Genomic DNA, 16,963 nt, shown 5'->3' with positions numbered 1-16,963 from the left:
TGTCGTTAGATTTTTCGTATACGTATAAAAGTTTAAAGTCTACACAAAATGGAAATACGATGACCATCCATGCGAAAACGGCTTTATTAGGCTCTGATTGGGTCAGTAACTTGCGCGTAGAGATCGCGCACGGTCAGATCCAAAGCTTGGAATCACAAGCGACCGCGCGATCCGGAGACACACAGGTTGATGTCTTGCTGCCAGCCTTGGGAAACCTGCACAGCCACGCCTTTCAGCGCGCTATGGCCGGTATGACAGAAGTGCGCGCCGCTGGGCGCGAGAGCTTTTGGACCTGGCGCACTCTGATGTACCGGTTCCTGGACAGATTGACGCCGGATCACGTAGAGGCCATTGCAGCTTTGGTCTATCTGGAGATGCAAGAAGCCGGATATGCCTCGGTCGGTGAGTTTCACTATGTCCATCACCAGCCGGGCGGCGGGCGCTACGACCATGTGTCGGAACTGAGCCAGCGCATATTTGCCGCAGCCACCCAAACTGGAATCGGGCTGACGCACCTGCCGGTCCTATACACCTACGGTGGTGTCGAACAACAATCCTTGGCTGGCGGTCAGCTACGCTTTGGCAATTCTGTGGATCAGTTTCTGAACCTGGTCGAGGAATGCCGTTTGGCCCCACCGCATGCGGATTCTGTGATCGGTATCGCCCCGCATTCTCTGCGGGCAACATCGCCTGACGATTTGCGCAAGGTTCTGAATGCCGCTCCTTACGGTCCCGTCCACATCCACATTGCCGAACAACTCAAGGAGGTGGCCGATGTCGAGGCCGCGCTTGGACAGCGGCCGGTTGAGTGGCTGCTGGACCATGTTGACGTCGATGACCGGTGGTGCCTTATCCACGCAACTCATATGACAGATGCCGAAACACGCGCCGTTGCGCGTTCGGGTGCCGTTGCCGGGTTGTGCCCGATAACCGAGGCGAATTTGGGCGACGGTATCTTCAATGGTGCTGTTTACGTCGAAGAAAGTGGTCGATTTGGCGTGGGATCAGACTCTAACATCAGGATTTCTCTGCCTGAGGAGCTGCGGACTTTGGAATATTCCCAACGCCTGCGGGACCATGCGCGGACGGTTTTGGTCAAAGATGAAGGCTCAGTCGGCCAGGCGTTGTATACAGGTGCCGCACAAGGGGGCGCGCAGTCACTGGGACGAAATGCCGGGGAAATCGCCGTCGGCAAGCTGGCTGACCTTGTTGCGATCGACCGATCTCATCCCACGATCTGCGCGCTGACCGACGAACAGGTGCTGGACGGGCTGTGCTTTGCAGCGCCGGATGGGCTGGTGACGGATCTTTGGTCAGCGGGGCGCCACATGGTGCAGCAAGGTCGACACATCGAACGGGATCGGATCATTCCCGCGTATCGGTCGGCGATTGCCGATCTTTTGGCAGACGTCTAAACGCACCTATTCAGGTAACCAGAGGCACCATGACCCAATCGAACGAAACCACCAGCTACAGGGACATCAAGGAAACCGTGCTGGCGCGCATTCGGTCGGGTGAGTGGCAGCCGGATTCGCTGCTGCCCAACGAACAGGATCTTGCCGTCGAATTCTCGTGCACCAGAACGACCGTGAACCGCGCAATGCGAGAGCTGGCGGACGAAGGGTTTCTGGAGCGCCGCCGCAAAGCCGGTACACGGGTTCTAAGCGCGCCGCAAAGGCAGGCCCGTTTCACGATCCCCAAGGTGCGGGACGAGGTTGAGGCGTTGGGCGGAATCTATCGTTATGCGCTGGTCTCGTCAGTTGCCGGCCATGCGCCAGACTGGCTGTGCGCTAGACTTGCGCTGAAACCGGACCAACACGTGATGCACGTGCGTTGCATGCATTTTAACGGCAATACTCCGTTTCAATACGAAGACCGATGGATCGTCATAGACTCGGTTCCGCAAGTGGTAAATGCGGACTTCGCCTCAATAGGCCCGAATGAATGGCTTATACAGACCGTTCCCTTCACCAATGTCGAGCTGAGTTTCCTGGCCAGTCGCGCCGATGACTCGGTGGCCGCATTCCTGGATCTGCCCATCGGCGAGCCGGTGTTCACGGGCGAGCGGATCACATGGCTTGAGGGCCAGCCTGTCACCTTTGCAAAGATGTACTTCGCCGCCGGGTACCGGATGACCACTCAGTTCTAAACCTGACTACGATTTCCGCTTTACCGTGCTTCTAATCCGCGCCAGATTCGGGGCAATCTGGTCCTGCGAGAAGGAAGTATGGGATGGGTAACCCGCTCTATGATCGGTTGTTTGGTATCCATGCGGGCAAGGATACGCCGTTTCTTCACCTGCCTGACGGCCAAACCATTACCCATGCAGCTTTTCTGGACATGGCGTCGCGCATAGCAAACGCGTTGAACGGGTACGAGCTTGAGCCCGGAGACCGAGTTGCTGTTCAGGTGGAAAAGTCACCAGAAGCGCTGGCGCTCTACGCGGCTTGCGCGCAAACCGGATTGATCTTTTTGCCGTTGAACACGGCCTACACATCCGGCGAGCTTAGCTATTTCATCGAAAACAGTGGGGCTGCGCTGGTGGTTTGCGATGACGCCAAGCAAGCGGAACTGACGCCCATCGCCGAGGCGCAAAACGCAAGGTTAGAGACGCTCAACGCCGATGGGTCGGGCAGTCTGATGCGGCGGGCATTGGGCATGCTTCCTGCCTTCGAACCAGTCAAGCGGACCGAAGGTGATCTTGCCGCATTCCTCTACACCTCTGGCACGACCGGGCGCTCCAAAGGTGCGATGCTGACGCACGCCAACCTGCTGTCCAATGCCGAGACGCTGGTGGACGAATGGCGGTTTACGCAAGATGATGTGCTGCTGCACGCCTTGCCGATCTTTCATACCCACGGGTTGTTTGTAGCGACGAACGTTATTCTGGCCTCGGGCGGTTCGATGATCTTTCTGCCGAAGTTTGATCTGGAGGATGTCCTGCGCCTGATGCCCAATGCGACCTCGATGATGGGCGTGCCGACCTTCTACACTCGATTGCTGGCGGATGATCGGTTCACCGGTGATCTGGCGCAGCACATGCGGTTGTTCATCTCGGGCTCGGCCCCCCTGCTGGCCGAGACACATGAACGGTTCGAGGACCGGACCGGACACCGCATCCTGGAACGCTATGGGATGACAGAAACCAATATGAACACCTCGAACCCTTATGACGGTGAACGTCGCGCAGGAACTGTCGGGTTCCCGCTGCCGGGTGTCGAACTAAAGGTAACCAACCCTGAAACCGGCGAGGCATTACCGCAAGGCGAGATTGGCATGATCGAAGTGCATGGACCAAACGTCTTCGAAGGTTATTGGCAAATGCCCGAAAAAACCGCTGCGGAATTGCGCGAAGACGGGTTCTTTATCACCGGTGATTTCGGGCGCGTGGACGTGGATGGTTACGTACACATCGTGGGTCGCGGCAAGGACCTGATCATTTCGGGCGGGTTCAACATCTACCCCAAAGAGGTTGAACTGGTTCTGGACGACCAGCCCGGTGTGCTGGAAAGCGCCGTAATTGGCGTGCCACACGCTGATTTCGGCGAAACCGTTCTGGGTATTCTGGTTGCAGAACCGGGCCGAGCGCCGGACCTTGATGCCATTATGGCCAGCGTTCAGAACCAACTGGCGCGGTTCAAACACCCCAGCCAACTGATCGTGCTGAATGAGCTGCCCCGAAACACCATGGGGAAAGTGCAAAAGAACGCCTTGCGTGAGCTTTACAGAGATATGTTTAACTCGGATTAGGCTCTAATCGGACCCGGCCGGCGTCCGTCAGCAACCAGCACTGACGCCCTTCGAACACGGCTGTGGCCAGTGGTCGACCATAACCTGCCCCTGCGTCCAGATTGACACGATTGCCGCAATGCTCCGCCGTATCCACGGGTGTGTGCCCATGCACGATCAGCCAAGGGTACGGGCTGGATTCGATTAAGAACTCTTGTCGTATCCAAACCAGATCATCCTCGGATTGCTGCGCCAAGGGGATACCGGGTCGGATGCCAGCGTGAACGAACAAAAGCTCACCCTCTTGATGATAGGCCGGCAGAGCATTGATAAAGTCCAAATGTTCCGGCGGCACAGCGGCGCAAGCCCGTTCGTGAACCTGAAAGATCCGGTCATTGTCCGTGACCTCGACACCGTAGGATGCCAGCGTCTCTCGGCCCCCAAGCCGGGGATTCAGCCAGTTCAGAGTGATCGGCAACTGCTTATCTGCGATCTCGCAATCCTGCACGAAACGGACCATCATCCGGTCGTGGTTGCCTTTGACCATGACCCAGTTCCGCCCCGCCTTGCGCCCTTCGATCAGCAGATCCAGAACCTCGCGGCTGTTCGGGCCACGATCCACATAGTCCCCAAGAAAGACTACACGCGCATCCGGCCCGCCATCCGCCTCGATCCGGGATAGCGCGTTTTGCAGCATTCCCATTTGCCCATGGATATCGCCGACTGCGTAAATTGGGATGCTCAAAACGTTACCTCTTGGAATATGTCAGTCACTTTGTGCAACAACTCGGTTGCAGAAAAAAGACAATGCCCGCACATTTTTTGCACGGGCATCGCCAAGGTCACAATTTTCGGACAGAATCTTAAGCTACGTCAAATTCCAGCGGTTTGATCTGAGTGAATAGACCCGTTTCCGCCAGTTTCGCCCGCGCTTCGGCCGGAACAGGTTCGTCCACATACAGCAAAGCAATCGCTTCTCCGCCCGCTTCGGCACGGCCCAGCGTAAAGTTAGCGATGTTCACGTCGTTCTCGCCCATGGTCTGACCCAGCGCGCCGATGATGCCCGGAACGTCTTCGTTGGTGGTATAGAGCATATGGGCACCGACCTCGGCGTCGATATTGATGCCTTTGATCTGGATAAAGCGTGGTTTGCCATCGCTGAAAACCGTACCCCCGATCGAGCGTTCGCGCTTATCGGTTACCACAGTCACCTTGATGTAGCCGTCAAAGACACCGGTCTTGTCCTGATTGGTGGTCGATAGCTGAATCCCGCGCTCTTTCGCTACAACCGGGGCCGACACCATGTTCACTTCCGGGTTGAACTTTTTCATGATCCCGGCAACCACGGCGCAGTTCAGGGCAGCCAGGTTCATCTCAGCCGCGACACCGTCATACAGGATGTTGATTGCCTTAACCGGTTCATCGGTCATCTGACCAATGAAACTACCCAGGTGACCGGCCAGCTTGATCCATGGACCCATGACCTTGGCTTCTTCGGCGGTGACGCTTGGCATGTTCAGAGCGTTTTCCACCGCGCCAGTCAGCAGATAGTTCGAGATCTGTTCAGCCACCTGCAGGGCAACATTTTCCTGCGCTTCGGTCGTTGCAGCACCAAGGTGTGGCGTGCACACGACGTTCGGCAAGTTGAACAGCGGGTTGTCCTTTGCCGGTTCTTCTTTGAACACATCAAACGCGGCCCCTGCGACATGGCCGGATTGCAGCATCTCGGCCAGCGCCTCTTCGTCGACCAGACCACCACGGGCGCAGTTGACGATGCGCACGCCGGGCTTGGTCTTGGCCAGGTTTTCACGGCTCAGGATATTGCGCGTCTGGTCGGTCAGCGGCACGTGCAGTGTGATGAAATCGGCGCGGGCCAGCAACTCGTCCAACTCGACCTTTTCGACGCCCATCTTGGCGGCTTTCTCTTCGCCAAGAAAGGGATCGTAGGCGACGACCTTCATTTTCAGGCCCAGCGCACGTTCACAAACAATACCGCCAATGTTGCCCGCGCCAATGACGCCGAGGGTCTTATTGGTCAGCTCGATGCCCATGAATTTGGATTTTTCCCATTTGCCTGCATGGGTCGACGTGCTGGCCTCGGGGATTTGACGCGCGACGGCGAACATCATCGCAATTGCGTGTTCGGCGGTGGTGATCATGTTGCCAAACGGCGTGTTCATGACGATCACACCCTTTTTCGACGCTGCATCCTTATCGACATTGTCGGTGCCGATACCAGCGCGACCGATCACTTTTAGATTGTCGGCTTTTTCCAGCAAGGTCGGCGTAACCTTGGTGGCCGAACGGATGGCGAGACCATCGTACTGGCCAATCAGCTCGGCCAGCTTGTCCTTGTCCTTGCCCAGATCGGGCATGAAATCCACGTCGATGCCGCGGTCGCGGAATATCTGCACGGCGGTTTCGCTGAGTTTGTCGGATACGAGTACTTTGGGGGCCATGTTTGTGGTCCTTGAATGTCATGAAAAATCCGGGCCTGAGACGGCCCGGTAAAAAGGGTCAGGCGGCTTCTGTCTGCGCCGCGATCTCGGCCTCAAAGGCCCATGCCAGCCAGGGCAACATCGCCTCGATATCCGAGGTTTCAACCGTGCCACCGCACCAGATGCGCAGGCCTGCGGGTGCGTCTCGGTAGGCGCCGATATCCAATGCGATACTCTCGGCCTCAAGCCGCTTGGCCACAGCTTTGGCGAATGTCGCACCGTCCTGAATGCGTGTGTCGGTGAACTTCAGGCAGACCGAAGTGTTCGACTGTGTCGCCGCATCCTCTGCCAGATTGGCGATCCAGTCGTTTTGGTCGCAGAACGCGTGAACCGCACCGGCATTGGCATTCGCACGGGCGATCAGGCCCTGCAAACCACCAACCGAGCGCGCCCAGTCCAATGCGAACAAGTAATCTTCGACCGCCAGCATCGAGGGCGTGTTGATCGTTGCACCGGTAAAGATACCGTCGATCAGCTTGCCGCCCTTGGTCAGGCGGAAAATCTTGGGCAGGGGCCATGCGGGGGTGTAGCTTTCCAGCCGCTCCACTGCACGGGGGCTCAGGATCAACATCCCGTGCGCCGCTTCACCGCCCAGCACTTTCTGCCAGCTAAACGTGGTCACATCCAGTTTGTCCCAAGGCAGGTCCATCGCAAACGCAGCCGAGGTTGCGTCACAGATCGTCAGACCCTGACGGTCATCCGCGATCCAGTCGCCATTGGGAACCCGGACGCCCGAGGTGGTGCCGTTCCACGTAAAGACAACGTCATTGGCAAAATTAACCGAGGCCAGATCAACGAGCTGACCGTAATCCGCCGTCTTCACCTCGGCGTCGATCTTCAGCTGCTTGACTACGTCGGTCACCCAGCCAGAGCCAAAGCTTTCCCAGGCCAACATCTCGACCTTGCGTTCGCCCAACAGCGACCACAGGGCCATCTCAACCGCGCCTGTGTCCGAGGCGGGAACGATGCCGATCTTGTAATCCGCCGGAATGCCCAGCACCTCACGCGTACCTTCGATCGCGGCCTTCAGCTTGTCCTTGCCGACAGCTGCACGGTGCGACCGGCCCAGTGCGGCATCGGCCAGTTTGGTCAGATCAAATGTGGGGGGTTTGGCGCAGGGGCCCGAGGAAAAACGCGGATTTGCCGGCCGCGTCGCCGGTTGTTTAATGCTCATGTGTATTACCCTTACAGATACACGCCCCTCGTTGGGGAGGGGTGTCCCACAGACAGAGCTATTGCCTCGAACGACGCCCAGCAAGCGGAAAAGACGCATCGGGTGCCAAAAACGACACCCGATTATGTGCGTATCTGGAACGCGGGTTTCCTATCGGCATCATGACGAGAAGCGCACAGTCTCTCCGGTTGCCAATGCCTGTTGCGCCGCCAAACCGATGCGCACGGCCCAAAGACCATCGTTCAGGGTGACGTCAGGTTGTGCCTTTTCGCCCCGCAGAACCGCCAGAAACCCCTGATGTTGGTAGAAAGTCGAACCATTGTGGTCCCCGGCGGCCAACAGGCGCGAATCGACGGGGATCTCTTTGGTGACCGGACCTTTTGGGGCACGTGGGCTGACAATGATCTGCGGGACCGGCGGCGTGCCAAGATGTTCCGGCCAGAACCGCCCCGGCCCTGGCACCAACGCTTCGATCTTGGCGTCTGGCCCAACGGCCGAGATTTCCTCTTGATACCGTGATCCTTCGGCAAACATGCACAGCTCTAGCATCGCACGCGCGCCCGAGGCGAAATCCACGATGACATAGCCATGGTCAAGGATATCGGGCGTTTCGCCCTCATAGTCCTCATCCAGATGATTGACCGCCTGCCCACCACTTGCAGTGACGCGAACCGGATCGGATTGCAGGATCAAACGCATCAGGTCGAAGAAATGGCAGCACTTCTCGACAAATGTTCCGCCGGTATTCCGGTTGAACCGGTTCCAATTACCGACCTTTTCCAGAAACGGAAACCGATGCTCGCGGATCGACAGCATCTTAACGCCGCCCGTGGCCTCAACCTCGGCAATCAGCGCGGCAATGGGCGGCATATAGCGGTATTCCATCGCCACCCAGATCGGATGGGGATAGTCATGCTGTAAAGCCTCGAGGCGCGCCGCATCCACCGGATCTGTGAAAAGAGGTTTCTCTACCAACAATGGCAACGGGCGTGTCCGGGCAATCTCTTCGATCTGATCCACATGCAGGTGATTGGGGCTGACGATGACAACGCAGTCCAGATCCTCGACCGCAAGCAAGTCCTCAACCGACGACACCATTACCGCATCAGGCGCAATCGCTTGTGCGGCCTGTGCCATCTGGGCGTCGGGTTCGAAAATCGCTGAAACGCGCGTGTCGTCCAGCAGGGCAATATTGTGCAGATGTTCCTGCCCCATCATACCGCATCCGATCAGCCCGTAGTGAATGGTCCGGGTCATGCGCAGTTCCTCTTATTTCAGTCGTTGGACATAGGTGGCCCGATCGGGGTCGAACCATGTTTTTGAAAACTCGACGGGTTCAGATCGCTCAGACCAACTGAACCGTTCGATGTATCCGACTAGATCTCCGGCCGGCTTGGTGAAATCAGGAGGCGTCCAGTCCGGCAGTGCTCCTAGCGAAACCCTGTCTTCAGCCCGCGTAATCCAGAACCCAAGCTGATGCTGATAGTACCTATACAGCGAGTCGGACAGCAGGTGCTGATCGATCCGACCGACGGACTCATCCAGCCAGATTTCTTCAACCGCGATAATTGTGTCATTCAGATACCGCATTCGACGCACCCGCGAGCCCATCTCCGAGGACCCAAATCGCGGCAGATCCACAGGCTTTTTCAGGTGGTCAACCGAGAGGATGTCTGCGCGCGGCAACCCACCCCCCTCGGGCAGCTCCAGGCGGAACATCGCATAGACGCTGTTCTGCGTTCCGGTCTCGCGAACGTAATTCCCTGATCCCTGAATGCGTTCGAGCATCCCTTTTTTATCAAGCTCAGCCAGCGATTTTCGCAAGGTCCCGACCGATACTTTCAGTTCCGCCGCCAGATCTCTTTCCGGCGGCAAACGCTCACCATCGATCAGGCGACCGGCGGCGATGTCGCGGATCAGAAGCTCGGCAATCTGAACATAGACCGGCAGGGCGTTCGGGTTTCGGTTGGCAGAAGACATCTTTTGGCGCTTCACTCGGTCGCAGGAAAAATTGATACACCATTGATCTACATCAATGTGATTGCTACGCAAGAGGAAAGTCACAGCTTTGCGGAGAACGAATCAGATGACCATCGTCCCCATCACCTCACCCGATCTGGATGCGGCCGAGGTTTCATGGTTCGCGGCGCTGTGTTCGGACGATTACCAGTTTCTTGGAATGCCCGATGGTGACCTGCGATCCAGCTGGGATCACTGTTCAGGCATCGTGAAAGAGGCCGAGGCGCAAGGGTTTAGAAATATCCTCTGCCCGTCGTCCTATCAGGTGGGGCAAGACACGTTGAGCTTTGTAGCCGGTTGCGCGCCGATCACCGAAAAGATCAACATGCTGGCCGCTGTGCGCTGCGGCGAGATGCAGCCCATCATGCTGGCCCGCACTATCGCGACACTGGATCACATGCTGCAGGGACGGCTAACGGTCAATATCATCTCGTCCGATTTCCCCGGCGAGAAAGCCGACAGCGCCTATCGCTATCAGCGTTCGCGCGAAGTGGTGGAAATCCTGAAACAGGCGTGGACGCAGGACGAGATCAATCATGCGGGTGAGGTCTATAACTTCTCAGGGCTCACAACCGACCCGGCGAAGCCATATCAGGCAGGTGGCCCGCTGCTGTATTTTGGTGGTTATTCCCCATCCGCTCTGGATCTGTGTGGCGAGCATTGCGACGTCTACCTGATGTGGCCCGAAACCAAGGATCAACTGGCCGAACGGATGAAAGCCGTCCACGCGGTTGCCGAGAACTACAACCGCACACTGGACTACGGCCTTCGCGTGCACATGATTGTCCGCGATACCGAAGCCGAAGCGCAGGAATACGCCGACTACATCGTCTCGAAACTGGATGACGAATACGGTCGCGCCATCCGTGAGCGTGCTTTGGATTCGACATCACTGGGCGTCGCTCATCAGGCCAAAAACCGCGATCTGGCGGATGAATATGGCTATGTCGAACCCGGCCTTTGGACCGGCGTTGGCCGCGCACGGTCGGGGTGCGGCGCAGCACTGGTCGGATCGACCGATCAGGTCATGTCCAAGATCGAAGAGTATCAGAAGATGGGCATCCGCGCCTTCATCTTCTCGGGATATCCGCACATGGACGAAGCTCGCCATTTTGGCAGCCGTGTTATGCCTAATCTGAAAACCTGTTCCCTTCCCGAAGCCTACGGAAGGGTCCCTGCAAATACCCCGGCCACGCCGCTGGGCAACGGAGTTCGTCGCTGATGCAACGTGTGAAACTATCTGACTCGCTGGACATGAGCCGCATTGTGTACGGCATGTGGCGGCTGGGCGACGACGACGACACTTCGGCGGGCCATGTCGAGGCCAAGATTCAGGCCTGTCTGGATCAGGGCATCACCACCTTCGATCAGGCCGATATCTATGGCGGATACGCAGCCGAGGCCGTTCTGGGCAATGCCTTGCGCGCAAATCCGGGTCTGCGTCAACAGATGGAGATCGTCACCAAATGTGACATCGTCGCGCCGATGGGGCGGTACGCGGACGCGAAGGCGAAATACTACGACACCTCACGCGCGCATATCCTGAAATCGGTTGAGACATCGCTGTCTGAAATGGCCATCGATCATATCGACCTGCTGCTGATTCACCGCCCCGATCCCTTCATGGATCATCACGAAACAGGTGCTGCGCTGGACGAAGTTGTCGCCAGCGGTAAGGTCGGCGCGGTTGGCGTGTCTAATTTCCGTCCATGGGACTGGAGCCTGCTGCAATCGGCGATGAAAACCCAATTGGTGACCAACCAGATCGAGATTTCTCTGGGCGAAATCGGCCCCTTCACCAACGGTGATCTGGCGTTTCATCAGCAGCATGGTCAGCCGGTGATGGCGTGGTCACCCTTGGGTGGCGGGTTGCTGATGGCTGGAAACCCTCCGGTCGGGGTTGTAGCGGACGAAATCGCCGAGGAATTCGGCGTGGATCGCGCCGCCGTGGCGGTGGCGTTTCTTCTGGCCCACCCTGCAGGCATTCTTCCGGTCTTGGGCACCAACAATCTGGACCGGATCAAGCGCATCTCTGACGCGCTGAAGGTCAATCTGGATCGCGAGAGCTGGTACCGCCTGTATGAGGCGGCACTGGGGCATGAGGTACCATGATGAATGCAATCTCAAAGGACATGACCCGCACATTCGTTCCCCACAGGGACGACACCCGAACCTTGCGCGACGCTTTTGGTCGTTTTGCCACCGGTGTCACTGTTGTCACCTGCGACAGCACAGACGGGCCGGTTTGCATCACCGCCAACAGTTTTTCGTCCCTTTCGCTGGACCCACCACTTGTCATGTGGGCAGGCGATCGCAACTCGCGCCGGTTCCGTTATTTCCAAGAAGCACGACATTTCAGTGTTCACGTCCTTTCAGCAGAACAGGCCGAGCTTTGCTTTGGATGTTCGAAAGACGCGTTTGCGCTTCAGGATATCGACCACGAGCGCTGTGAAAACGGAACCCCGCTGCTGCCCGATTGCCTGGCCCGTTTCGAATGTGAGCAACACGCTTATCACGACGCTGGCGACCACGTTATCGTTATTGGAAAGGTCCTGCGTGCCAGTATGGCGGACGGAGACGCATTGACCTTCTACGCCGGAAAGCTCGGCCAATTCGCGCACCAGTAAGCGCGGAATAACTGTCGCGGTGAAAGCCCGCGGCTGAAAAGGGAGGATCCGCATGGGCGGATTGACGTCGGTGCTTGCGCCGATCGCGTTTGTGAATGAAACCGTGCTGCGATTGGGCCGCGCGGTTGGTGTCGTTGCGATTGCGCTTATGGTGATCGCGATCCTGATACAGGTGTTTTTCAGATACGTTCTGGGCAACGCGCTGCCCTGGCCGGATGAGGCCGCTCGGTTCTGCATGCTGTGGATGACCGGCCTGATGGCCCCCACGGCATTTCGGCGCGGCGGGTTTGTCGCCATCGACATGGTGCCCCTGATGCTGCCGCGAGGGGTTGGGAAAACCCTGAACATCCTGCTGCTGCTGGTTTCGCTGGCCGTTTTGCTGGTGGCCGTCAAAATCGGCTGGTCCGAGGTCACCGGGTTTGGCGGCAAGTTCGCCACCGCTGCGCTGTATCTGCCAACGTCCCTTGGGTTTGACGAGTGGTACCGCATTCCGCGCAGCTGGATGATGGCCTCACTGTTGGTTGGGGTCATCCTGCTGATTTCAGTCAATATCGAGCTGATCTTGCGCGCCGTCGTGACCCTGTTGGGCGGCGGTCATCTGCTGCCAGACATTGCCGATGCACCTGTGGGGGCCGAATAGATGCTGATATGGTTCCTGCCCACATTTCTGGTGTTTCTGCTGATCGGCCTGCCGGTCTTTTTTGCATTGCTGGCTGCACCAGGCATTCTTCTGTGGTTGAACGGTCAGACGGCCGACATCACGCTGCTGTATCGCAATGTCTATAACGGCATGGACAGCTTTCCGCTGATGGCCATCCCCTTCTTCATGCTGGCCGGAGAGTTGATGAACCGCGGCGGCATCACAATCCGTCTGGTTGAGTTCAGCCAAGCCCTGATGGGCCATTTTCGGGGCGGTCTGGCGCATGTAAATGTGCTGAGTTCGATCCTGTTTGCCGGGCTGTCAGGCTCAGCCGTGGCCGATACGTCGGCGCTGGGTTCAATGCTGATCCCAGCGATGGAAAAACAGGGCTATACCCGCAAGTTCGCCGCCGCGATCACGGCGGCCAGTTCGGTGATCGGCCCGATCATCCCGCCCTCGGGTATTATGATCATCTATGCCTATGTCATGGGTGAAAGCGTTGCCGCTCTGTTTCTGGCCGGCATCGTGCCCGGCGTGATGGTCGGCGTCGGCCTGATGCTGATGATCAAGGTTATGGCTGACAAGTACGACTTTCCCGTCGCCAGCCGGAAATACACGTGGGGCGAGCGCCGACAGGCCAGCCTCAAAGCGTTCTTCCCACTGCTGACGCCTGTCATCATTCTGGGCGGTATTCTGGGTGGTATCTTCACCCCAACCGAGGCCGCGGCGGTCGCCGTCGGCTATGCGTTCCTCATCGGCTTTTTTGTCCTGCGCACGCTGACGCTGAAAGAGGTGCCTGAAATTCTCAGCAATGCGGGTCTGACCTCGGCCGTCGTTTTGTTGCTGGTCGGCGCGGCGATGGCCTTCAAAACCGTGGTCAGTCTCAGCCATGCGCCCGAACAACTGGCGCAATTGATCCTTAGCCTGTCTGAAAACCCGCTGATCCTGCTGTTCCTGATCAACCTGCTGCTGTTTGTCGTCGGCATGTTCCTGGACGCAGGCCCCGCGATCATCATCCTTGGTCCGATCCTTGCGCCGATCTTCACCAGCCTGGGCGTTGACCCGATCCACTTTGCCATCATCATGAGCGTCAACCTGACCGTTGGCCTCGCCACGCCGCCAATGGGGCTGGTCCTGTTCGTGGCTGCTGCTGTGTCGCGCGAAAAGGTCGAGACAATCGCCAAAGCGATCCTGCCGTTTCTGGCCGTCGAAATCATAGTGATCTTCCTGATCACTTATATCCCCGCACTATCCATGACGATCCCGCGCATAACGGGATTTGCAAACTGACTGAGTATCACAGGGAGGAAACGCATGCTCGGAAGATTTATCAAAACAGCAGCCTTAGCGACGTCGCTGGTTGCCGCATCGGCCATCGCGGCCACGGCAGCAGATTACACGCTGCGCGCCACAGCAAACTCAAACGAAAACGATGAGGACTATGACGGTCTGATCGTCTTCAAGAACTATGTCGAAGCGGCCTCAAACGGCGCGATCGAGGTCGAGCTGTTCATCGGCACGCAACTCTGTTCGAACGGGGCGGAATGTCTGCAGGGTGTGGCTGACGGCACCATCGACATTTATATCTCCACGTCGGGTGGCGCGTCGGGCATCTTCCCATATGTGCAGGTTCTCGACCTGCCCTACCTGATGGCCGATGATCGCGTGGCCGAGCGTGTTCTGTCCGGTGACTTCACCCGCACGATGCGCGAGATGGCGCTGGAGGATTCCGGCGGTGCGATCCGCCTGATGACCATCGGCAATACCGGTGGCTGGCGGAACTTCGCGAACACGCAACGCCGGATCGCAGAACCTGCCGACATGGAAGGCCTGAAAATCCGCACCGTGGTCGCCGACCTGCCTCAGGAACTGGTCAAGGCATTGGGCGCGTCGCCTACCCCGATCCCGTGGCCGGAATTGTTCACCAGCTTCCAGACTGGCGTTGTTGAGGGATCCAAGAACGGCATCACCGACATCATGGGCATGAAGTTCCCGGATGCTGGACTGCAATACGTCACGCTGGACGGCCACGCCTACATGGGTGCGCTGTGGTGGATGAATAACGCCAAGTTCCAGGAGATGCCCGAGGACCTGCGCCGCGTGGTCGTCGATGGTTTCTATGCTCTGCAGCAAGCGACCTTTGCATCGCCCAAGCGCAAGTCGATCCAGGCCTATGAAGATTTCGTCGCAGGTGGTGGTGACCTGTACGTTCCAACTCCCGAACAGAAAGCCGCGTTCAAAGACGCAGCAACACCGGTTTACGAGTGGTTCCAGTCCAACGTGGCCCGTGGGGATGAGATCTTTGCCGCGCTGACCGAGGCCGTGTCCATCGCCGAAGGCGAGATCAATGCGTCGCGCGATGCGGACCTGAACTAATCAATTGCGGGTCGGGCCTTGTGGCCCGGCCCTTTCACCGAAATGGGTACATCCACCCTTTGTAGTCGTTGACCAGAACATGCGCTTTTTCGATCTGCTCCGGCGACATTTTCTTGACCACTTCCTCAAGGCTGATTGCCGCATCGGGATCGCCGCCAATAGCGCTGAGCGTGTACCACATATAAGCCCGCACCAGATCGGGCGCAGGCATGCCCAGACCCAACTCATAGTACCAGCCAACGCCGGACTGCGCCCCGGGATGACCCTTCATCGAGGCGCGCAGATACCATTCAAAAGCCCGCTCATAGTCCTGCTCGACGCCCAGCCCAAGGCCGTACATCACGCCAATCAGTTCCTCTGCCTCGGCATTGCCCGATCGGGCAGCGGGCATCAGTTCCTCGCGCGCGGCCTCGAACGCGCCGGCCTCCATCATATCACGGGCCTGCTCCAGTTCGGCCAGCGCCGGGGTCGCAAGACAGCAAAGGGTAAATACAAACTGGCGCATGGGGCTGTTTTCCTTTTCGTCGGTGCGGCGGCGGCGCAGGACTTACCGCGCCCGCTGACGGATAATGACTTCATCGCCTTTGATATGGAACAGGCCACCATCGGTCATCAACTGTTTTACGATCCGATCCTGTCCGGCAATCAGAACATCGCCTGCGCCCATTGCCATCACCCGGATTTCGGCACGTCCGACGGGTTATCGTTAGGTATTGGCGAGGGTGGTCAGGGTCTCGGCCCAGACCGAACCCCTGGAACCGGAGCGGAAAAAATCCGCAAACGTATTCCGCGCAATTCGCCGGGTCTATGGAACCTTGGGGCAAAAGACATTCATACGGTTTTCCATGATGGCCGCCTCAGCATTTCGGATGTCTATGGCAACGGCTTCAACTCACCTGCGCAGGAATGGTTGCCTGACGGGCTGAATTCGCTGCTGGCCGCACAAGCGCTGTTCCCGCTGACCTCGCAATTCGAAATGGCCGGGAATGTCGCCGAAAACCAGGTCACGGGCGCGGTCCATGATCGCATCGACAAGGGCTGGCCGATCCTGGCCAAACGGGTCCGCACCGACCCGCACTATGGCCCGGCAATGGTCGCCGCGTTTGACGAGGTCGAGACGACCGAAGACATCTCGATCACACAAATCGCCAACGCGCTGGCGGCGTTCATGGCCACCGAATGGCGCAGCACCGACAGCCCATTTGATCGGTATCTGGCCGGGGACACAAATGCCCTGTCGCCTACCCAACTGATCGGAATGAACCTGTTCTACGGAAAAGCACAATGCTCTAACTGCCATTCTGGCCCGCTTATGTCCGATCAGAAATTCCACGCTCTGGCCCTGCCCCCATTTGGTCCCGGCCGTACGCGGCAGTGGGATCCCTATGTTCGCGACGTGGGCCGGATGGGCGAAAGTGACCGGCTTGAGGATGCCTATCGCTTCCGTACTCCGATGCTGCGCAACGTGGCCTTGACCGCACCTTACGGCCATAACGGCGCCTTTCCTGACCTTGAAAGCATGATCCGCCATCACCTGGAGCCTTTGGCCAGTTTCGCAAACTGGGCACCCGAAATGGCGCAATTACCCAGTGTACCATGGCTGCAAAAGGCAGATTTTGTTGTTTGGCAGGACCAGTTTGAGATGCAGCGTGTGCGCAGTAAGATCGACATCGCTCCGGTGAAACTATCACAAACGGAAATCAGCAGCCTTGTCTCGTTTCTGCACGCCCTGACCGGGGCCAGCGTGGACACGCCACCCTTTGGTGTACCCGTTGGCTTCGCACCCTAAGAAAAACCCCCGCTTTTCAACGGGGGCTTTGATTTTACTCTGCGGCTTCTTCGTAAGCGTCCATTGGGGGGCATGTGCAGATTAGGTTTCTGTCGCCGTAAGCGTTGTCGA

16 protein-coding genes are annotated in these 16,963 nt (G+C 58.0%); 10 read left to right on the top strand and 6 right to left on the bottom strand.

The window, feature by feature from the left end; all coding sequences use genetic code 11:
* Positions 1–59 precede the first annotated feature (59 nt).
* From QMP16_RS14195 to QMP16_RS14185, 3 genes are all read left to right on the top strand, one after another.
* Positions 60–1,415, top strand: a complete 1,356-nt coding sequence (locus tag QMP16_RS14195) for a formimidoylglutamate deiminase (RefSeq protein WP_282152913.1) — start codon at positions 60–62, stop codon at positions 1,413–1,415.
* Positions 1,416–1,444: 29 nt separating this feature from the next.
* Entirely contained in the window at positions 1,445–2,149 is a 705-nt protein-coding gene (locus QMP16_RS14190; protein WP_282152912.1) for a GntR family transcriptional regulator, read from the top strand.
* Positions 2,150–2,232: 83 nt separating this feature from the next.
* Positions 2,233–3,750, top strand: coding sequence for a malonate--CoA ligase (locus tag QMP16_RS14185; RefSeq protein WP_282152911.1), 1,518 nt, complete (start codon positions 2,233–2,235; stop codon positions 3,748–3,750).
* Here the strand turns inward: QMP16_RS14185 and QMP16_RS14180 are convergent.
* The 5 genes from QMP16_RS14180 to QMP16_RS14160 all read right to left on the bottom strand — a co-directional run bounded on the left by QMP16_RS14180 (position 3,737) and on the right by QMP16_RS14160 (position 9,381).
* Positions 3,737–4,474, bottom strand: a complete 738-nt coding sequence (locus QMP16_RS14180) for a metallophosphoesterase family protein (protein ID WP_282152910.1) — start codon at positions 4,472–4,474, stop codon at positions 3,737–3,739. The genes QMP16_RS14185 and QMP16_RS14180 overlap by 14 nt on opposite strands.
* A gap of 118 nt (positions 4,475–4,592) precedes the next feature.
* Entirely contained in the window at positions 4,593–6,188 is a 1,596-nt protein-coding gene (serA, locus tag QMP16_RS14175; protein WP_058272633.1) for a phosphoglycerate dehydrogenase, read from the bottom strand.
* A 58-nt stretch (positions 6,189–6,246) separates the two neighbouring features.
* On the bottom strand, positions 6,247–7,401 hold the full coding sequence (locus tag QMP16_RS14170) for a phosphoserine transaminase (RefSeq protein ID WP_282152909.1): 1,155 nt from the start codon (positions 7,399–7,401) through the stop codon (positions 6,247–6,249).
* 159 nt (positions 7,402–7,560) lie between these two features.
* Positions 7,561–8,658: a Gfo/Idh/MocA family protein gene (locus tag QMP16_RS14165; RefSeq protein WP_282152908.1), complete on the bottom strand. Its 1,098-nt coding sequence runs from the start codon at positions 8,656–8,658 to the stop codon at positions 7,561–7,563.
* Between the two features lie 12 nt (positions 8,659–8,670).
* Positions 8,671–9,381, bottom strand: a complete 711-nt coding sequence (locus tag QMP16_RS14160) for a GntR family transcriptional regulator (protein WP_282152907.1) — start codon at positions 9,379–9,381, stop codon at positions 8,671–8,673.
* A 106-nt stretch (positions 9,382–9,487) separates the two neighbouring features.
* On the opposite strand from QMP16_RS14160, the gene QMP16_RS14155 reads away from it, so the two are divergent.
* The 6 genes from QMP16_RS14155 to dctP are packed head-to-tail and all read left to right on the top strand — an operon-like array spanning position 9,488 to position 15,063.
* Positions 9,488–10,642: an LLM class flavin-dependent oxidoreductase gene (locus QMP16_RS14155; protein WP_282152906.1), complete on the top strand. Its 1,155-nt coding sequence runs from the start codon at positions 9,488–9,490 to the stop codon at positions 10,640–10,642.
* Complete coding sequence (locus tag QMP16_RS14150; protein WP_282152905.1) at positions 10,642–11,532, top strand: aldo/keto reductase; 891 nt, start codon at positions 10,642–10,644, stop codon at positions 11,530–11,532. Before QMP16_RS14155 ends, QMP16_RS14150 begins: the two co-directional genes overlap by 1 nt.
* Entirely contained in the window at positions 11,532–12,047 is a 516-nt protein-coding gene (locus tag QMP16_RS14145; RefSeq protein WP_058272664.1) for a flavin reductase family protein, read from the top strand. The genes QMP16_RS14150 and QMP16_RS14145 overlap by 1 nt, the downstream gene beginning before the upstream one ends.
* Positions 12,048–12,099: 52 nt before the next feature.
* Complete coding sequence (locus QMP16_RS14140) at positions 12,100–12,687, top strand: TRAP transporter small permease (protein ID WP_282152904.1); 588 nt, start codon at positions 12,100–12,102, stop codon at positions 12,685–12,687.
* Positions 12,688–13,977: a TRAP transporter large permease gene (locus QMP16_RS14135; protein WP_282152903.1), complete on the top strand. Its 1,290-nt coding sequence runs from the start codon at positions 12,688–12,690 to the stop codon at positions 13,975–13,977. It begins immediately after the preceding gene.
* 24 nt (positions 13,978–14,001) lie between these two features.
* Entirely contained in the window at positions 14,002–15,063 is a 1,062-nt protein-coding gene (dctP, locus tag QMP16_RS14130) for a TRAP transporter substrate-binding protein DctP (protein WP_282152902.1), read from the top strand.
* A 34-nt stretch (positions 15,064–15,097) separates the two neighbouring features.
* On the opposite strand, the gene QMP16_RS14125 is transcribed toward dctP, so the two are convergent.
* Entirely contained in the window at positions 15,098–15,568 is a 471-nt protein-coding gene (locus QMP16_RS14125; protein ID WP_282152901.1) for a tetratricopeptide repeat protein, read from the bottom strand.
* Between the two features lie 84 nt (positions 15,569–15,652).
* Between QMP16_RS14125 and QMP16_RS14120 the strand changes: the two genes are divergently transcribed.
* A complete protein-coding gene (locus tag QMP16_RS14120) occupies positions 15,653–16,852 on the top strand; it encodes a cytochrome-c peroxidase (protein ID WP_348774601.1) in 1,200 nt (399 codons plus the stop codon).
* Positions 16,853–16,963 lie beyond the last annotated feature (111 nt).

This window comes from Ruegeria atlantica (assembly GCF_947495585.1).
Lineage (GTDB): Bacteria > Pseudomonadota > Alphaproteobacteria > Rhodobacterales > Rhodobacteraceae > Ruegeria > Ruegeria atlantica_G.
This window is presented reverse-complemented; position numbering and strand designations above follow the sequence as displayed.